Annotated in this window: 15 protein-coding genes; 7 read left to right on the top strand and 8 right to left on the bottom strand. The window is 45.5% G+C overall.

Annotated elements, in window-relative coordinates; translation table 11 throughout:
* Nucleotides 1-81: 81 nt before the first annotated feature.
* A complete protein-coding gene (locus GZK95_RS10805) occupies nt 82-1,317 on the bottom strand; it encodes a uracil-xanthine permease family protein (protein WP_075708553.1) in 1,236 nt (411 codons plus the stop codon).
* A 359-nt stretch (nt 1,318-1,676) separates the two neighbouring features.
* On the opposite strand from GZK95_RS10805, the gene GZK95_RS10800 reads away from it, so the two are divergent.
* Complete coding sequence (locus GZK95_RS10800) at nt 1,677-2,915, top strand: DUF2066 domain-containing protein (RefSeq protein ID WP_075715630.1); 1,239 nt, start codon at nt 1,677-1,679, stop codon at nt 2,913-2,915.
* 70 nt (nt 2,916-2,985) lie between these two features.
* On the opposite strand, the gene GZK95_RS10795 is transcribed toward GZK95_RS10800, so the two are convergent.
* From GZK95_RS10795 to bepA, 4 genes are read right to left on the bottom strand one after another with little or no spacing between them, the layout of a single operon-like run.
* On the bottom strand, nt 2,986-3,435 hold the full coding sequence (locus GZK95_RS10795; protein ID WP_075708549.1) for a DUF2069 domain-containing protein: 450 nt from the start codon (nt 3,433-3,435) through the stop codon (nt 2,986-2,988).
* Nucleotides 3,436-3,437: 2 nt separating this feature from the next.
* Nucleotides 3,438-4,013, bottom strand: a complete 576-nt coding sequence (gene wrbA / locus GZK95_RS10790) for an NAD(P)H:quinone oxidoreductase (RefSeq protein ID WP_075715631.1) — start codon at nt 4,011-4,013, stop codon at nt 3,438-3,440.
* Nucleotides 4,010-4,354, bottom strand: coding sequence for an arsenate reductase (glutaredoxin) (gene arsC / locus GZK95_RS10785; RefSeq protein WP_075715632.1), 345 nt, complete (start codon nt 4,352-4,354; stop codon nt 4,010-4,012). The genes wrbA and arsC overlap by 4 nt, the downstream gene beginning before the upstream one ends.
* Nucleotides 4,355-4,368: 14 nt before the next feature.
* Complete coding sequence (bepA, locus tag GZK95_RS10780; RefSeq protein WP_075715643.1) at nt 4,369-5,826, bottom strand: beta-barrel assembly-enhancing protease; 1,458 nt, start codon at nt 5,824-5,826, stop codon at nt 4,369-4,371.
* Nucleotides 5,827-6,167: 341 nt separating this feature from the next.
* Here bepA and GZK95_RS10775 point away from each other — a divergent pair, with 341 nt between their 5' ends.
* The 4 genes from GZK95_RS10775 to GZK95_RS10760 all read left to right on the top strand — a co-directional run bounded on the left by GZK95_RS10775 (nt 6,168) and on the right by GZK95_RS10760 (nt 11,676).
* Nucleotides 6,168-6,419, top strand: coding sequence for a sulfurtransferase TusA family protein (locus GZK95_RS10775; RefSeq protein WP_075708543.1), 252 nt, complete (start codon nt 6,168-6,170; stop codon nt 6,417-6,419).
* Nucleotides 6,391-7,461, top strand: a complete 1,071-nt coding sequence (locus GZK95_RS10770; protein ID WP_075708541.1) for an AI-2E family transporter — start codon at nt 6,391-6,393, stop codon at nt 7,459-7,461. The genes GZK95_RS10775 and GZK95_RS10770 overlap by 29 nt, the downstream gene beginning before the upstream one ends.
* A gap of 183 nt (nt 7,462-7,644) precedes the next feature.
* A complete protein-coding gene (locus GZK95_RS10765; protein WP_075715633.1) occupies nt 7,645-9,516 on the top strand; it encodes a methyl-accepting chemotaxis protein in 1,872 nt (623 codons plus the stop codon).
* A 288-nt stretch (nt 9,517-9,804) separates the two neighbouring features.
* The gene (locus tag GZK95_RS10760; protein ID WP_075715634.1) at nt 9,805-11,676 is read left to right on the top strand and encodes a methyl-accepting chemotaxis protein; all 1,872 of its coding nucleotides are present in this window, start codon (nt 9,805-9,807) and stop codon (nt 11,674-11,676) included.
* 61 nt (nt 11,677-11,737) lie between these two features.
* On the opposite strand, the gene bcp is transcribed toward GZK95_RS10760, so the two are convergent.
* A complete protein-coding gene (bcp, locus tag GZK95_RS10755; RefSeq protein ID WP_075715635.1) occupies nt 11,738-12,205 on the bottom strand; it encodes a thioredoxin-dependent thiol peroxidase in 468 nt (155 codons plus the stop codon).
* A 10-nt stretch (nt 12,206-12,215) separates the two neighbouring features.
* Nucleotides 12,216-12,758 (bottom strand): glycine cleavage system protein R, encoded by a 543-nt coding sequence (locus tag GZK95_RS10750; protein WP_075708533.1) that lies wholly within the window; start codon nt 12,756-12,758, stop codon nt 12,216-12,218.
* Between the two features lie 402 nt (nt 12,759-13,160).
* Here GZK95_RS10750 and dapA point away from each other — a divergent pair, with 402 nt between their 5' ends.
* Both dapA and bamC read left to right on the top strand, forming a co-directional pair.
* The gene (dapA, locus tag GZK95_RS10745) at nt 13,161-14,039 is read left to right on the top strand and encodes a 4-hydroxy-tetrahydrodipicolinate synthase (protein ID WP_075715636.1); all 879 of its coding nucleotides are present in this window, start codon (nt 13,161-13,163) and stop codon (nt 14,037-14,039) included.
* Nucleotides 14,040-14,092: 53 nt separating this feature from the next.
* Nucleotides 14,093-15,115, top strand: coding sequence for an outer membrane protein assembly factor BamC (bamC, locus tag GZK95_RS10740; RefSeq protein ID WP_075715637.1), 1,023 nt, complete (start codon nt 14,093-14,095; stop codon nt 15,113-15,115).
* 66 nt (nt 15,116-15,181) lie between these two features.
* On the opposite strand, the gene GZK95_RS10735 is transcribed toward bamC, so the two are convergent.
* Nucleotides 15,182-16,504: a Na+/H+ antiporter family protein gene (locus tag GZK95_RS10735; protein ID WP_075708527.1), complete on the bottom strand. Its 1,323-nt coding sequence runs from the start codon at nt 16,502-16,504 to the stop codon at nt 15,182-15,184.
* Between the last annotated feature and the right edge of the window lie 11 nt (nt 16,505-16,515).

Genomic DNA, 16,515 nt, shown 5'->3' with positions numbered 1-16,515 from the left:
GACGATTATCGTCACCCTTTTACTTATGGAGTAGGTAGTTTTGAATACGGAATGGAAGTCTTCCGTAAACTCTCAACTCATTTACTTATCGATCTGCGCGTTGTCCACGACGTGGTTTTCACCTAGGTCTTTTGGCAACACAAGGTTGAGTATGATGGCTACAATACCACATAGGCTGATGCCCTGTAGGCTGAAGTCACCAATACCAAATGCCATACCACCGATACCAAATACTAAGGTAATCGCAACAATCACTAGGTTACGTGATTTATGTAAATCGACATTGTTTTTGATTAGTGTATTTAAGCCTACAGTTGCTATCGAGCCAAACAACAGAATCATAATACCGCCCATCACTGGCATTGGGATGGTTTGGAGTACCGCACCAAGTTTGCCAACTAAGGATAGAGTGATCGCTGTTATCGCAGTCCAAGTCATGATTACAGGGTTGAATGACTTCGTTAGCATTACCGCGCCAGTGACTTCTGAGTAAGTGGTGTTTGGCGGCGCTCCGACCATTGAAGCCGCAATTGTCGCCAGACCGTCACCAGTAATGGTGCGGTGCAGTCCTGGCTTTTTCAGGTAGTTTTTACCTGTAACATTTGAGATCGCCAGCATGTCACCAACGTGCTCAACCGCAGGTGCAATCGCGACTGGAATCATAAACAGAATCGCGTTGATGTTAAATTCAGGCATCACAAACGCAGGCAATGCAAACCAAGCCGCTTGATGTACCGGAGTAAAATCAACAATACCGTAGAATAGGCTCAGTACGTAACCGACGACAATACCGCCTAAGATTGGCATAAGCTTGAGAAAACCACGCGTAAAGACACTGATAAAAACGGTAGTCATCAATGAAGCAGAAGAGATGATCAGTGCAATATTCTTGTCGATAACTTGCTCGCCGCCAGCGACACCAAGAGCCATGCTAACCGCATTCGGCGCAAGACCTAGACCGATAACCATGATTACCGGGCCAACAACAACGGGTGGCAATAGTTTGTGAACAATCTCAACACCGCGAAGCTTAATTAAGCCACCCAATGCAACGTAAACCAGACCCGCAACCATAAGGCCGCCCATTGTGGCAGGGATACCCCAGTTTTGAACACCGTAAAGAATAGGAGCAATGAAGGCAAAGGAGGAAGCGAGGAAGATAGGAACAGAACGACGAGTAACGATTTGGAAGATCAAAGTACCGATACCGGCACCAAAGAGTGCAACGCTTGGGTCTAATCCCGTCAATAACGGAACCAGTACCAGAGCACCAAATGCGACGAAGAGCATTTGTGCACCTTGAATGGCATTTTTCATGTTTTATCCCTTTCTGGTGGCAAATAGTCCAATCTTCACTGTCTTTAACCGATGTTGTGGCTAAATCAGGTGAATTTATGGCTCAAAATCAAAATTCGCGGGATTTTATCACCACTGCAAACGATTTCAATCTGAACTAGATCAAAAGTTGATAATTTTGTGGCGTAGGTCTATTTCAAAGTTATCAATAATAGGCTAGGCATCGAGACTTTCATGGCGTTGCCATGACGATGGCTGATTGGATTAAGAAGTACAATTGAGGTCAAAAAAAGGTCAGTTCGGTTGGGCTTTTGTTGCTCGATTTTAAGAAGTTGCTTATCATCAATTCCAAATTTGCTGTAACTGTTTCTAGGATAACTATGCGTTCTATTTTTTTACTCGCATTGGGTCTAATGGGCTTCCCTGCCATGGCTCTCACTAATGTTGACTTATATCAAAGCCAAATTGTGCTGGACAAGAGCCTGGAAAAACCGGATGCACAGGCGCGTGTGAAGGGAATGGAGGAAGTGATAGTTCGTGCTTCTGGTACCTCTGATGCGGTGCAAAACCCAGTGATCCAAAAAGCCTTAAAGAGCAATGCGCAATATATTGCCCAGTTAAGCTACGGACAACAGGGTGAGCAGCAAACTCTTAAGATGCGTTTTAACGGACCACAAATTGATGCTTTGCTCAGTCAAGCGCAATTGCCAACTTGGCCTGCGCAACGCGCCAATATCTTAGTTTGGCTGGTGGAAGAGACTCAGTCAGAACGAGCGATCGCATGGGAGCATTCTAACTCCACTACGCTCGGTCAAATGAAGGCGCAGGCGAATACGCGAGGTCTTCCCCTCACTATTCCTGTCGGTGACTTTAACGACGTGACTGGGGTGAATATCTCCGACCTTTGGGGTGGTTTTGCACTTCCAGTTGGGCAGGCAAGCCAACGTTATCCGGCCGATGCGGTGTTGGTTGTACGAGCGAGCAACAATAATCTGCGATGGACACTTTATGACCAACAGCCCAAAACCATTGGGGTAACGCGTCAAGCGCCACTTTCAGGCAGCAATAATGGCGTTGATGCAGCAGACAAAATGATTAACCAAATCAGTGACTACTATGCTAAGCAAAGTAGTGTTGTTGTGGCGAGCGAATCATCAGAAGCGATCCAAGTGCGCTTTACATCATTAGATAATGCCGTAGATTTCTTTGTACTAGAGAGAAAACTGCAGCAACTCAGTTCAGTTGCGTCACTGGATATTCTCAAGATTCAAGGTAAACAGATTACCTTCCTTGTCCATCTCCTGGCGACACCTGCGGAGTTTGAGCAGCAAGTGCTGCGTATGCGCGAGGCGAAAGCAATAGCAGTTGAGCCGGTTCAACCTGTTTTAGTTCCGCAACCACAGCAAGACGTGTCAATTGTGAATGAGCAAGGCGAAAATGAACCAGCAGTGGAGCAGGCGCTGCCAGAGGTTATCGAGCAAGTTGAGCCAAAGGTTGTAGAGCCGCAGCCGGCATTGATGTTTGAGTGGCAAGGCGGGCACTATGTTGCCCCAGCCCCGACAGAAGTCGAAGAAGCCGACGTGAACGATGAAATGGTAGAGACGGATATTGACGCTTAGCCGCTAATGGGTGAGACGTTGTGACAAAATAAAGGTCTAGCATTCGCTAGACCTTTATATTTTCAGCAGATTACTTTTCAAATTTTGCTCGTTCTTTTTTCTCAACTTCTGATAAACGACTGAGTTTTAAACCTAATTCCTTACCGCGCGCTCGGGCATAAAGAATGTTACCCGCAAATGCACCACTGGTGAGGAGCAGCTCGATGATGGCCAGTAAACGTTCTCCACCATCGACGTAGATGATGGTCAAAGCGTGCAAAAAATAGAGCATCAAAACAAAGTTTGCCCATGCATGGGTATAGGGTTTACCCGCTAAAATACCGGGAAGAGGCAGCAATAGCGGAATACACCAAGCAATCGCCAGTGTGGTACTACTGATATGTGGGTGGGGAGAGAGTGATATTTGCCAAATGGCAACCCAAGCAAGTAAGGCAAGGTTGGCGCTTAACGCCAGTAAACGATAGGCCTTTGTCGCAGGCTTCATATCTTTTAGCAAACGATCTGTTGCGCTTTCGTGCATAGTCACTCCTTGAATAATTTTAATGCGGTTGTGGCTAATCGCTGTCCCAAATGTTTGGCTAAGGCACTTTCGTCTGATGAGAGAGCCTGTTGGCCATGGTGAGATACATGGCTGGCACCATAAGGTGTGCCGCCGGTTTGAGTTGTATGTAATTGCGGGTTGGAATAAGGGATGCCCATCACCAGCATACCGTGATGGAAGAGGGGTAACTGCATACTTTGCAACGTAGTCTCTTGTCCACCATGCAAACTTGAAGAAGCGGTGAACACGCAAGCGGGTTTATCAATTAAATCGCCAGCAAGCCACAAACTACTGGTTTGATCCCAGAAGTGTTTGAGTGGTGCGGCCATATTGCCAAACCAAACTGGACTGCCCATCGCAAGACCATGACACTGTTTCAATTCTTCTATCGTGATGATCGGGTCTTCCGGCTCCCCATATTCAGGCGAGAAGTCCGCTACTGTTCGCAATAGAGCTTCACAATGAGGGATAGATTCTATCCCTCTTGCGATTTGGCGGGCTAATGCTCTAGTTGAACCATGGCGGCTGTAATAAAGAACAATTAGCTGACAAGTCATAGTATCTCTAATACCTGCTCTGGTGGACGGCCATGCTTCGCTTTGCCATTTGCCACTACGATAGGGCGTTCAATAAGTTTTGGATGCTCTACCATGGCGAGAAATAGTTCGTCGTCTGATGCCTGAGCTAGATTCAACTCTTTATAGACATCTTCTTTGGTACGCATCATTTCGCGCACTTCGCTTAATCCTAGCTGTGTAAACAGTGTTTTTAGCTCACCAACAGAAGGTGGTGTGTCGAGATATTTGATGATCTCTGGCTGAACATTATTTTCTTCAAGCAACGCAAGTGTTTGACGGCTTTTTGAGCAACGAGGGTTGTGATAAATCACCACTGACATTTTACATCTCCTTTTTATTGTAGTGCCATAAATCGATCGCGTTGTACCAGCAATTGGTCAATACGCGCATCATATCTGGCTTGTTCTAAACTGCCTAACTCAGCCATTTGACTGGCCTGAGTGTAATACTGTATTGCTTTATTCCAGTTGGCTTTGAGCGCGAGGATTTCTGCACGAGCCGCAAGATCTCCTTGGCTGTCACCCATTTTGATACTGGTTTCTGACATTAGATGCCAACCATTGACGTCATTGCTGTTGTCGTGAGTGTAGCGCTGCAATACGCGAATCGCTTGTTCAAACTTATCTTGAGCCAGCAAACTGTTGGCGTAGTTGATCATCAAAACAGGGTTGTTGGGCTCTGACTTCAATGCTTTCTCAAGCATGCTGCTCGCTTTTTGTGGCTGCTTCTGCGCAATGTAAAGATCGGATAAGGCATCGAGGTAGAAGCGATTGTTATCATCCATTTGATGTAGCTGTTCTAAAATTGGCGCAGCCTTATCGAGTTGGTTATTGTCGAGGTAGACCAGTGCTTGACCATATTGCATTGCTGGCTTAATTGATTGTGGTGCTTTCTCCTCTCGGCGCGAGAGCCAATCGAGTGCAGCATCAGATTTGATTCCAGCATAGCGAGCGACCACTCGCGCGCGCGCCAAATTATAGCCGAGCGACGCACTGACACGCTTTTGCGGGTAGCTTTGTGCTCGTGCTCTTGAGTCGGTTATACGATCTTGTGGCAACGGGTGAGTGAGCAGCATCGGCGGTAGGGTAGTGGCGTAGCGATACTCTTCAGCCAAGCGTCCAAAGAAACTCGGCATCGCATTGACGTCAAACCCCGCTTTCGACAGGGTGGCAATACCAAATCGGTCTGCTTCTTTCTCGTTGCTGCGAGTGTAGTTGATTTGACCTTGTATATTGCCTGCTGTCGTGGCGGTGATCGCAGCCATACCCGCTTCAGGTGCTGCGATGGCAAGCAGTAGCGAGCCAGCAAGCGCAGCCATTGTCACAGGAGAGCGTCTGGCTTGCTCTTCCATACTACGCGCCAAATGGCGCTGGGTTACGTGGGCAATTTCGTGCGCTAAGACTGACGCAAGCTCACTCTCTGAACGAGCGTGTAAGAAGAGTCCCGAATGGATTGCAATATAACCGCCAAAAAAAGCAAAGGCGTTAATATTGCGATCGCGAATCATAAAAAAGGTAAATGGGGTTTTTACATCATCAGCGTTGGCGACTAATTGATGGCCTAATGTATCGACGTACTCATTGAGCACCGGATCATTAATGATAGGCGCCCGATTGCGCAGCATACGCATGTAGGCATCGCCGTATTGCAATTCTTGATCAATGGTTAGGGTGCCACTGGCTGCCGTGCCAATGTCAGGCAAATCGAACGTATTAGCCATCAAAGGGGCGGAAGGGACGCTCAGTGTTGTCGCAATACATAGGGCGATTAAAGATCGCGTCTTTTTAAACATAGCTTGCTGGTTCGTTTCCTGTTGAGATGATGTCTTGTGTCTAGACATCATTTGTGCAATCCGCAGAGAGATAACTCCGCCTGATAAGTTCAGGAGTCAATTTATAACAGCGATATAGTAAATTTGCATCGGTATATCGCTTTGTCGCTCGAAAAGTCTCTGGTTTCTCCTTAGACACTTTATTTGTGAGAGGGTTTCAAAGCAAATAAAGTTGTTCAATCATAACGAGTATTTATCGCAAAAGCCTTTTTACTGCGAGTTGTTTCGACAGCGCGAGCAATTTTGAGCGGTTAAGTATACAATGTTGCGTTGATACTGTTTATTCGGCTTCAGCGAGTCAAATGATAGAGTTAGACTTACGAGAACAACGTTGCCCCCTTTCTTTGCTTCTTGCCAAGCGCCACTCTATGGCGTTGGTTGAAGGTGAAACGCTGAATATTCTGATTACAGATTCTAGCTCCAAGTCCGATATTGTTCGCTTTCTTAGCCAGCATTCATTTGAAGTTGAATTGAAGCAGTGCTGTGACTATTACTCATTGAACGTAACTAGAGGGAAAGTTCTCGATGTTAGAAATGGTGACTCGTTGGTATAAACGACGTTTTTCAGATCCGCATGCAGCCAGCTTAGTTGCAATCCTTCTCTTCGGGTTTATTACCATCTATTTTTTTGGTCATTTAATTGCCCCGCTGCTGGTGGCGATTGTACTCGCGTATCTACTTGAGTGGCCTGTTTCGAAACTGACTCAGCTTGGGATCCCTCGAACATTAGCGGTGATGGCTGCTATATTGACCTTCTTGAGCTTAGCGCTCGTTGCTGTATTTGGTTTAGTACCCACGATCTGGACGCAGGTTGGCAACTTAATTAATGACATCCCTAACATGTACAGCGGATTGCAGAAAGTGATTGCAGAGCTGCCGCAAAAGTACCCTGAACTGGCGAACTTGCAGATTGTTGAGTCGTTAGTGACTAATGCGAAAAACCAAGTGATCAGCGTTGGTGAGACGGTGGTTAAAGGGTCGCTTGCTTCTTTAGTTAGCCTTGCCGCTATTGCGGTTTATCTTATTTTGGTGCCGTTGCTGGTGTTCTTCTTACTCAAAGACAAAGAAGAGATGATTGATATGGCAAGCGGTATGCTACCGCGTAACCGTAAGTTAGCGACCAAAGTTTGGGATGAGATGAATGAGCAAATCTCGAACTATATTCGTGGTAAGGTGATGGAGATTCTGATTGTTGGTGGCGTGAGTTACGTGACCTTTGCGATTCTCGACTTACGTTACTCGGTACTGTTGGCGGTTGCGGTTGGTTTTTCGGTACTAATTCCATATATTGGTGCAGCGGCAGTGACGGTGCCAGTTGCGATGGTAGGTTTGTTCCAATGGGGCTTATCTCCTGACTTTTACTATTTGTTAATCGCTTACGGAATTATCCAAGCGTTGGATGGTAACGTATTGGTGCCTGTCCTATTCTCTGAGGCGGTAAATCTTCACCCTGTGGCGATTATTGTCGCGGTACTGGTGTTTGGTGGGCTTTGGGGATTTTGGGGCGTATTCTTTGCGATCCCACTGGCGACTCTAGTAAAAGCGGTATGGCACGCACTACCAAGTAGTGTCGAAAGTGAAACCGAGAGCGCATAAAACTGAGATCTTTATTCCAATACTAAAAAAGCCAACCAGACCAAGGTTGGCTTTTTTGTTAATAACTCAAAGACTTAAAATTTACCGTTATCCATTCTATAAATAACCGTATAATTATCTATAAACTTCATATAAAGCATGCCGATATAGAACTTGTTGCTGATTTTTTTATATGAGGTAAATGTGAAGTTCAGCCAAAAAATCGTCGCCGCTTCCTCGGCATTGCTTTTCACTACTGTTGCGCTTTTGTCTATTCAACAATCCATGCTCGTAAAGGCAGAAGTTGAGAGTCTAGTTAGCACCAGTTTGAACGAAATTGAACAAGAGCTTAGCCGCGCGGTTAGCTCTGAAATGGAGGGCAATCGTAAGTTAGCACAATCCACCACCCAAATGATTGAACTGGACCCAACCAACTATGACTACGTCTCTTCGGTCCTTGAAACACCCATTGTAAAAAATGAGTACATCGTTGTAGGTGCTGGTTATGAGTCAGACGCGAGAGTGATCGAAAATGATGATAGCTGGGAAGTCGATTCTAGCTATGCCACTCACACACGACCATGGTATCAAGATGCAAAAGCTCAAGATGGATTGATTATCACCGATCCGTATGTGGATTCATCAACCAACAGTGTGGTGATTTCAATCGCTATGCCAATGAAAAATAAAGGTGACTTTATTGGCGTCGTTTTCTACGACATGGAGCTAACAGCATTAGCTGAGAAGGTTAATCAAACGAATTTGTTTGATGCGGGTTACCTGTTTATCGTTGCTCAAAATGGCACCACAATTGCGCACCCAGATGCCAAAAATAATGGTCAGCCAATTAGTGACTATTTGCCTCAAATTGCGGTTAAAGAAGGAGAACAGCATTTTGAAAAAGATGGCAAATCTTACCTAGTTCGCTTTACTAAAGTGAGTAATGAAAACTGGTATGTGGGCTCGATTCTTGATGAATCAGTTGTGATGGCGACAGTTGACGAGATGCGCAACAGTACGATTATCTATGTGTCGATTGCTGTGTTGCTGAGTGTGCTTGGTCTATCGTTGTTGATCAAATTCCTAATGCGCCCTCTTAATGAGCTCAACAATGCGATTCAAGATGTTGCGTCAGGTCAGGGGGATCTAACTAAGCGATTAGACACCAATACCGATGCGGAATTTGCGCAATTAGCGAGAGGTTTTAATACCTTTACTGAGAACTTGCAGCAGCAAATCATTCAATCTAAAGCGATTGGCGCTGATATTTTGGTTGGAACAGAGCAAGCCCATATCAATGCACAAGACGCTTCGAAAGCCGTAGCAAGTCAACTTGAAGAATTAGAACAGTTGGCCACCGCGATGCATGAAATGTCTGTGACTGCGTCGGATGTGGCTAATAATGCACAAGGCGCTGCAGAGGCTGTGAAAGAAGCGGAGCATGTTACCGATCAAGGCTCACAGGTAGTAAGCGCTACTTCTGAGGCGATCAGTCAACTCTCGCTGCGTGTCGACCAAGCCGTTGAAGAGGTGGCGGGTCTGGCATCGGCAACTAATAATATCGAAACCATTTTGAAGGTGATTAACGATATTGCTGATCAAACTAACTTGTTAGCACTGAACGCAGCGATTGAAGCTGCACGAGCGGGTGAATCGGGACGCGGCTTTGCTGTTGTTGCCGATGAAGTTCGAACCCTTGCTCAACGCACTCAACAATCGACGACTGAAATTCGTGGCATGATAGAGCAACTGCAATCTGGCGCGAGCGCGGTTTCTTCTGCGATGAATGAAAGTAAATCCACAGCGGACATTGCGGTGGGTAAAGCGCATCAAGCGAATGAATCTTTGCAAGCGATTCGTTCAATCATTCAACGTATTACCGACATGAACTTGCAAATTGCCTCCGCGGCTGAAGAGCAAAGTTTAGTGTCAGAAGAGATCAACAGTAATACTGTTCGTATCAAAGATTTGTCGACTCAAGTGTCTGAAGCGGCGATACAGTCCACGCAGGCGACGCAATTGCAATCGGACAGCGTACGCCAGCAAGATGAACTGCTTAACAAGTTCATTGTGTAACAAGCATCAAGAGTTAAACGCCAGCATTTGCTGGCGTTTTTTTTGCCTGCTCAGTTGGCCCTCGCATCGAGGCTAAACGCGCTTCCATCTCTTGGGGGAAACCGCCAAGCAGGACATTAGGAGTGTGCTGATGATGTCCTGCTATCAGTGGATCTGTGTAACAAATTTCAACTCTTCAATTAACGTTTCATATCGCTTTGATTAGAAATTGCACTTAAAGGCTAAAGTTTCGAAAATCGTTGTCGATAAAATAGCTAAATTAATCTCAGTATTTTTGTGGGGCGCATCGTGAAATTTAGTCAAAAAATAGTGTTAGCTTCATCAGCTCTGTTGTTGTTGAGTATTGTATTATTATCTTTGCAACAGTCTGTGTTAGTTAAAAGTGAAGTAGAAAAGTTAGTCGATACTAGCTTAGAGGAATTAGAAAATGGAGTTAGCGCTATTGTCAGCTCGGAAATTGCTCGTAAGAGAGATTTAGCCGAGTCGACCACTGAACTTATCGAACTTGCGCCTAACAATCACAACTATGTCTCTCAAGTGATAGAGACATCCGTCATTAAACGAGGGTTTATTACTGTTGGATTGGGGTATCAAGATAATGGTTTCTTACTGGAAAATGACGCGTCATGGGAAGTAGATTCGAGTTATGACCCGCGCTCGCGAGTTTGGTTTAAACAAGCCAAAGCGCAAGGGGATACCATTGTTACGGATCCGTATGTCGATGCAATGACCAATAAAATGGTGATCTCAATTGGTACGCCAGTGAGAGAAAATGGTCAGTTTATTGGCAGCATGTTTTATGATGTTGAGTTGACTGAGCTCGCTAATATCGTGAACAAGGTTAATTTGTTGGATGCGGGTTACATGTTTATTTTAACTCGTGATGGCAATACCATCGCTCATCCCAATGCGGAACTTAACGGCAAAAGCCTTGCGTCTTATCTCCCTGAAGCTGAAGTACGTGAAGGCACACAGTACTTTGAGAAAGACGGCAAGCACTATGAAGTTCGCTTTACCGAAATAAAATCGGAAGGTTGGTATATTGGTGCGGTTATCGACCAATCCGTTGCATTCTCAGCGGTTACTGATATGCGTAATAGTTCAATGCTATACACATTGATTGCATTAGTGTTGAGTATTGGTGGATTGTCATTTCTGATTAAGTTCTTAATGCGACCTTTACGAGAGTTGCACGATGCAATTGAAGATATGGCTTCAGGGCAGGGAGATTTAACTAAACGCCTAGATACCAATACAGACCAAGAGTTTGCTGAGCTAGGACGAAACTTCAATATTTTCACCGAGAATCTTCAGCAGCAAATCATCCAATCTAAGCAAATTGGCTCAAACATTCTGGTTGATGCAGAGCAGTCTCACATCAATGCTAAAGAGGCATCGGAAGCATTGGTTAGCCAGTTAGAACAGCTCGAACAACTGGCTACCGCGATGAACGAGATGTCGATGACGGCGTCGGATGTGGCAAACAATGCTCAGAGTGCAGCGGCTGCGGTGAAAGAAGCAGAAAACATTACCGACCAAGGTTCGACCATTGTTGGAGATACGACAGAAGCGATTGGTCAGCTTTCGTTACGAGTCGATCAGGCTGTGGAAGAAGTGGTGGGTCTTGAGTCTGCGACGAGTAATATCGAAACGATTTTGAAAGTCATCAACGATATTGCCGATCAGACCAACCTATTGGCGCTTAATGCCGCCATTGAAGCTGCTCGAGCGGGCGATTCAGGTCGTGGTTTTGCCGTGGTAGCAGATGAAGTTAGAACACTGGCACAGCGTACACAAGAGTCAACGACAGAGATTCGTGGCATGATTGAGCAACTGCAATCTGGTGCGAGCGCAGTCTCTTCAGCGATGAGTGAAAGTAAGACAACCGCAGATGTGGCAGTCGAAAAAGCACAACAAGCGAACGATTCTCTGCAAGCAATCCGCAACATCATTCAGAGTATTACGGATATGAACTTGCAAATTGCTTCTGCCGCTGAAGAGCAAAGCTTAGTGACTGAAGAAATCAATAACAACACTGTGCGAATCAAAGACCTTTCCAGCATTGTTGCGGGAGCCGCTGAACATGCAACGGTTGCATCAGAGCAGCAAACCGCTAATGTCCGTCAACAGGACGAATTACTAAACAGATTTATTGTTTAGGATTGATAGATAAAAAAAACGCCAGCAAAAGCTGGCGTTTTTTGTGTCTGAGGCAAAGGAGCTATTTGCCATTAAGGTAGTTCAGCACGACTTCGTGATGATCTTTGGTTTTAAACTTGTTGAACACGTGTTCAATCACACCGTTTTCATCGATCAAAAAGCTAATGCGATGAAGTCCATCATACACTTTACCCATGAATTTTTTTTCACCCCAAACGCCAAATTGTTCAGCGACAGCATGGTCTTCATCCGATAAAAGCGTGAAGTTTAGGTTGTCGCGTTCAATAAACTTACCAAGACGTTTTACAGGATCAATGCTAACGCCTAACACGACCACATTATGTGCGTCTAGCTCGGCTTTAGTATCACGTAAACCTTGCGCTTGAACGGTACAACCTGGCGTCATTGCTTTTGGGTAAAAGTAAAACAGTACTTTTTTGCCCGCAAAATCCGCGAGATTAACGAGATTGCCATCTTGGTCTTGAAGAGAAAATGCAGGAGCTGGAGAGCCTGCCGTGAGCGTGTTCATGGTCATTCCTTTATTGGCTGTTTTTTATAAAATTAAGTGAGCCTTTTACGTCAAGTTCGCGGCAAAGATCAGTAAACTCTTCTTGCAACTGCATCAGGTTAAACTCTGAATCAACGGATGCCGTCAGTGTCAGATGAAACTGATCATGTTGTGACTCGAGTTTCTCTTTATCGATGGTTTGGGCGCTAAGCGAGGATAAATCGATCTCTTTATCAGCAAAAAACTGAGTAAACTTCTCAGTTAAGCCTTTTTTGTCGTCCGCTTCGATTAGGGCTTCGATGGTATAGGCTTTGTCGAGAAGTGCGTGTTTTGCTGTTCGCTTCATCATGGTGATCAGATTTTGCTCTTGCCCAAGCAAAGGCAACGTAGTCTCAACTCGGGTAATGGCGCCGTTACTGCCCGATAGCAACATGATCAATGTAAACTCACTGCCGAAGAGGGCGATGCGGCTATCGACAATATTACAGCCCGATTGCGTGACCAGGCGAACGACTTGGTTGCATACGCCAGGACGATCGCTGCCGACCGCAGTAATTACCAAATGTTGAGTCATACTATCACTTAAGTTTGTTTTGATGGTTAATCAACTACTTTAGCACAGTTATCGCGCGTGAAAATGGTGAATGTGATCACTTTATTCACATTTACCCGTGTTTGCTTATGAAATGCTCAGTGGCTCGGAATTTAGTTCTCTTGCGTGGTTTTTTGGAATTTCGTGCCTCAATGACTAAGTCATTACTCGATACCAGAATTAGGTCAATCGCCGAGCTTAACTTAAGCAGATTTGAGCGTTATGACGGGGATAATCGCACGACACAATATGACACAGATCTGAATTGGGCTATTTATCGCGGTAATATTGGGGGAAATCCTTAGCTTATGGGGTGTTAAGCGCTTGTCTTTGTTTGTCTCGATACAGTACCATGCAGAAAGTAAAAATTTATCGGAGAAGGACATGTTTTCAGGAAGTATCGTAGCGCTCATTACCCCATTTACTCAAGACGGCGAAGTAGATTACGTTAGCCTGAAGAAGTTGGTGGATTTTCACGTTGCAGCCGGAACTGACGGTATTGTCGCGGTGGGCACTACGGGTGAATCAACCACTTTGACTATCGAAGAGCATGTCAAGGTCGTTCACAAGACTGTTGAGTTTGCCGAAGGGCGCATTCCTGTTATCGCTGGTGCGGGCGCAAATGCGACGCATGAATGTATTACATTCAGCCGCTTGCTCAATAACTCAGGCATCGTCGGGTGCTTAAGTGTTACGCCATACTACAACAAACCGACTCAAGAAGGTTTGTATCAACACTATAAAGCGATTGCCGCAGAAACCGATCTTCCTCAGATCCTTTATAATGTACCAGGTCGCACTGGTGTCGATATGCAACCAGAAACGGTTGCTCGACTTGCTGAGATTGAAAATATCGTTGCACTTAAAGATGCGACGGGTGATTTAAGCCGAGTTGCAAAACATCGTGAACTTTGTGGCGAAGATTTTATCTTACTAAGTGGTGACGACGCATCGGGTTTGGATTTTGTTCGTTTAGGTGGACAAGGCGTGATTTCAGTTACCAATAACCTTGCTGCTGAAGATATGGCCACCATGTTCCGATTGGCGAAAGAAGGTCGTTACGAAGAAGCTGATATCATCAACCAACGCTTAATGCCTTTGCATAAGAACTTGTTTGTTGAGTCGAGCCCAATTCCTGTTAAGTGGGCAGCGCACCAAATGGGCTTAATTGAGTTTGGTGGCTTGCGACTACCGCTAACAGACCTATCTGCCGTTGCTCAGCCTATTGTGCTTAAAGCAATGAAAGATGCCGGTATCAACTAAATTTAAGGATTGCTGAAGCACCATGCTTCAGCATTTATTTATCAGGAGTTTCAATGAAATTGTCACCCCAGCTAGTTGTTAGCTCACTAGCTGTTTTTGTGTTAAGTGCATGCTCAGGTAACGCAGACCAACGACGCCAAGCCGACAACGACTTTGACTACCTCGACACAGCACCGCTGGTTGAGTGGAAGTCACTTGAAGGCTCTGATGTACGCTTTTATACCAACTACCAAATTCCACAAGGTAACTACACGGGTGGAATTGGCAATCGAGTTGATATTCGTCCTCCTCAGCAAGTACTTGAACTAATCCCAGGTGCACGCATTGAGCGAGAGAATGGTGACGTCTCAATTTGGTTACTGAAGAAAGATGAAGCTGATAAGGTTTGGCAAACTGCACAGACGCTTATCACTGAACGAGACATCGGCGTACGAGCGCAAAGCGATTCTCGAATTGAGACGGATTGGATCACATGGGTTGCAGAGGATGAGTCTCTGCCATTGAGCACTCGATACGAGTTGGCACGCAGCGTTCAAAATGGTCGTCAAGTGATTAGTTTGGCTTTGATTGATTGGCGTGAAGGCAGTGAAGAACAGCCTGTCACGTTTACAAACAAAGAGCGTTACAGTGCACTGATGGCAAACTTGCTAACCGCAAGATACGATTTGGATATTCGTAAAGAAGCGGAACGTAAAGCAAGTGAACTGATCAAGCAAATTCCAATCTCGATGGGCACAGACCGTTCTGGTTTACCTGTGATTATTGCTCGCTCACCATATGATGTACTTTGGTCTCGATTACCAAATATTCTGCCAGCGATGGGCTTTAAATTGGAAGAGCGCAACCAATCACAAGGTACAGTGAAAGCTTCTTACGTTGAACCGGATGATGAGTTCTGGCAACAAGTTGGTGTTAAGCCAATCGAGCTTAAGCCTGGTACATACACCTTCTTGTTTGGTGACCTTGGAAACCGCACGTCAATCAATGTCACCGACGCGGAAGGCAAACCAGTGGCGGAAGAGTTGTTGAGAGATATGGTTCCAGTGCTTTCTGCGATGGCAAAAAAGGGTCAGTAACTTTCCCTGACTAACAAAAAAGCTGACATGATGTCAGCTTTTTTTGTTTTCGTATTCTGGTGGCTGTTACAGCACCATGGCTGCAATCCAACCAAACGCGATTAACGGTAGGTTGTAGTGAATAAAGGTCGGAACAACCGTTTCCCATATATGCTCATGTTGACCATCTGCGTTCAAGCCGGACGTTGGGCCTAAGGTTGAGTCCGAGGCTGGCGAGCCTGCATCACCCAGTGCAGCTGCAGTACCGACTAGAGCAATAGTGGCCATTGGCGAGAAGCCAAATGCCAATGCAAGCGGCACATAGATAGTGGCAATGATAGGAATGGTTGAGAACGAAGAACCAATGCCCATTGTGACAAGTAGGCCGACCACTAACATCAGCAACGCAGCCAGTGGTTTATTATCACCAATGCTGGTGGAGAGCGCTTGAACCAATGATTCCACGCCACCGGTTTGCTTCATTACTGCTGCAAAACCCGCGGCTGAAATCATGATAAAGCCAATCATTGCCATCATATGCACGCCTTTGGTAAAGACATCGTGGGTTTCTTTCCAAGCAATAACGCCACCAAATGTGAACACCATAAAACCAGCTAACGCACCAATGATCATCGAGCCCGTGGTTAATTGAACCGCGAGCGCCGCGATGATCCCAAGTCCCGCAACTAAAATATTCTTTTTGTTGATCTCTTGCGTCTGTTGGTTGGCCTTGGTGTGGCTCGTTTCAGCATATTCGCGTGGTTTTCGGTAGCTGACAAAAATCGCAGTGAGGAGACCAAATAGCATACCTGCTGCTGGCAATAGCATGGCAGTTGGAACTTGTGATGCGACGACATCTAGGCCGTTGTCATGCAGGTTTTTCAATAGGATGTTATTAAGGAAAATACCGCCAAAGCCAATAGGTAGAATCATATAAGGTGTGATTAAACCGAAGGTTAAGACACAAGCAACCATACGACGGTCGAGTTTTAACTTAGCAAACACGCCCAATAGTGGTGGAATTAAAATGGGAATAAACGCAATGTGCACCGGAATAACGTTTTGTGATGACATAGTGACAAGCACTAGCGCCACCAATACGCCATATTTTAGGCCAGTTGTTGCCGCGTTGCTTTCCTTGCCATTTAGACGGCGGATAACACTGTTAGCCAGGAGGTCAGTGATGCCTGAACGCGAAATAGCGACAGCAAAGGTGCCGAGCATGGCATAACTTAGAGCGATGGTTGCACCACCACCCAGACCGCTTTCGAATGCGGAAACCGCTTCGTTTAAGCTCATGCCGGAAACTAAACCACCAACGATAGCACTGAATGTTAGTGCGACTACCACGTTTACCCGCATCAAGGCGAGTATCAGCATGATACATACGGATATTACTACAGGATTCATAGTTTACTCTT

This window comes from Vibrio panuliri (genome assembly GCF_009938205.1).
Classification (GTDB): domain Bacteria; phylum Pseudomonadota; class Gammaproteobacteria; order Enterobacterales; family Vibrionaceae; genus Vibrio; species Vibrio panuliri.
This window is presented reverse-complemented; position numbering and strand designations above follow the sequence as displayed.

Coding starts and splice junctions, on each gene's coding strand:
- wrbA (WP_075715631.1), bottom strand. CDS start 4,013: ATGACTTGTCAGCTAATTGTTCTTTATTACAGCCGCCATGGTTCAACT.
- GZK95_RS10735 (WP_075708527.1), bottom strand. CDS start 16,504: ATGAATCCTGTAGTAATATCCGTATGTATCATGCTGATACTCGCCTTG.
- bepA (WP_075715643.1), bottom strand. CDS start 5,826: ATGTTTAAAAAGACGCGATCTTTAATCGCCCTATGTATTGCGACAACA.
- dapA (WP_075715636.1), top strand. CDS start 13,161: ATGTTTTCAGGAAGTATCGTAGCGCTCATTACCCCATTTACTCAAGAC.
- GZK95_RS10795 (WP_075708549.1), bottom strand. CDS start 3,435: ATGCACGAAAGCGCAACAGATCGTTTGCTAAAAGATATGAAGCCTGCG.
- bamC (WP_075715637.1), top strand. CDS start 14,093: ATGAAATTGTCACCCCAGCTAGTTGTTAGCTCACTAGCTGTTTTTGTG.
- GZK95_RS10770 (WP_075708541.1), top strand. CDS start 6,391: ATGTTAGAAATGGTGACTCGTTGGTATAAACGACGTTTTTCAGATCCG.
- arsC (WP_075715632.1), bottom strand. CDS start 4,354: ATGTCAGTGGTGATTTATCACAACCCTCGTTGCTCAAAAAGCCGTCAA.
- GZK95_RS10805 (WP_075708553.1), bottom strand. CDS start 1,317: ATGAAAAATGCCATTCAAGGTGCACAAATGCTCTTCGTCGCATTTGGT.
- GZK95_RS10800 (WP_075715630.1), top strand. CDS start 1,677: ATGCGTTCTATTTTTTTACTCGCATTGGGTCTAATGGGCTTCCCTGCC.
- bcp (WP_075715635.1), bottom strand. CDS start 12,205: ATGAACACGCTCACGGCAGGCTCTCCAGCTCCTGCATTTTCTCTTCAA.
- GZK95_RS10775 (WP_075708543.1), top strand. CDS start 6,168: ATGATAGAGTTAGACTTACGAGAACAACGTTGCCCCCTTTCTTTGCTT.
- GZK95_RS10750 (WP_075708533.1), bottom strand. CDS start 12,758: ATGACTCAACATTTGGTAATTACTGCGGTCGGCAGCGATCGTCCTGGC.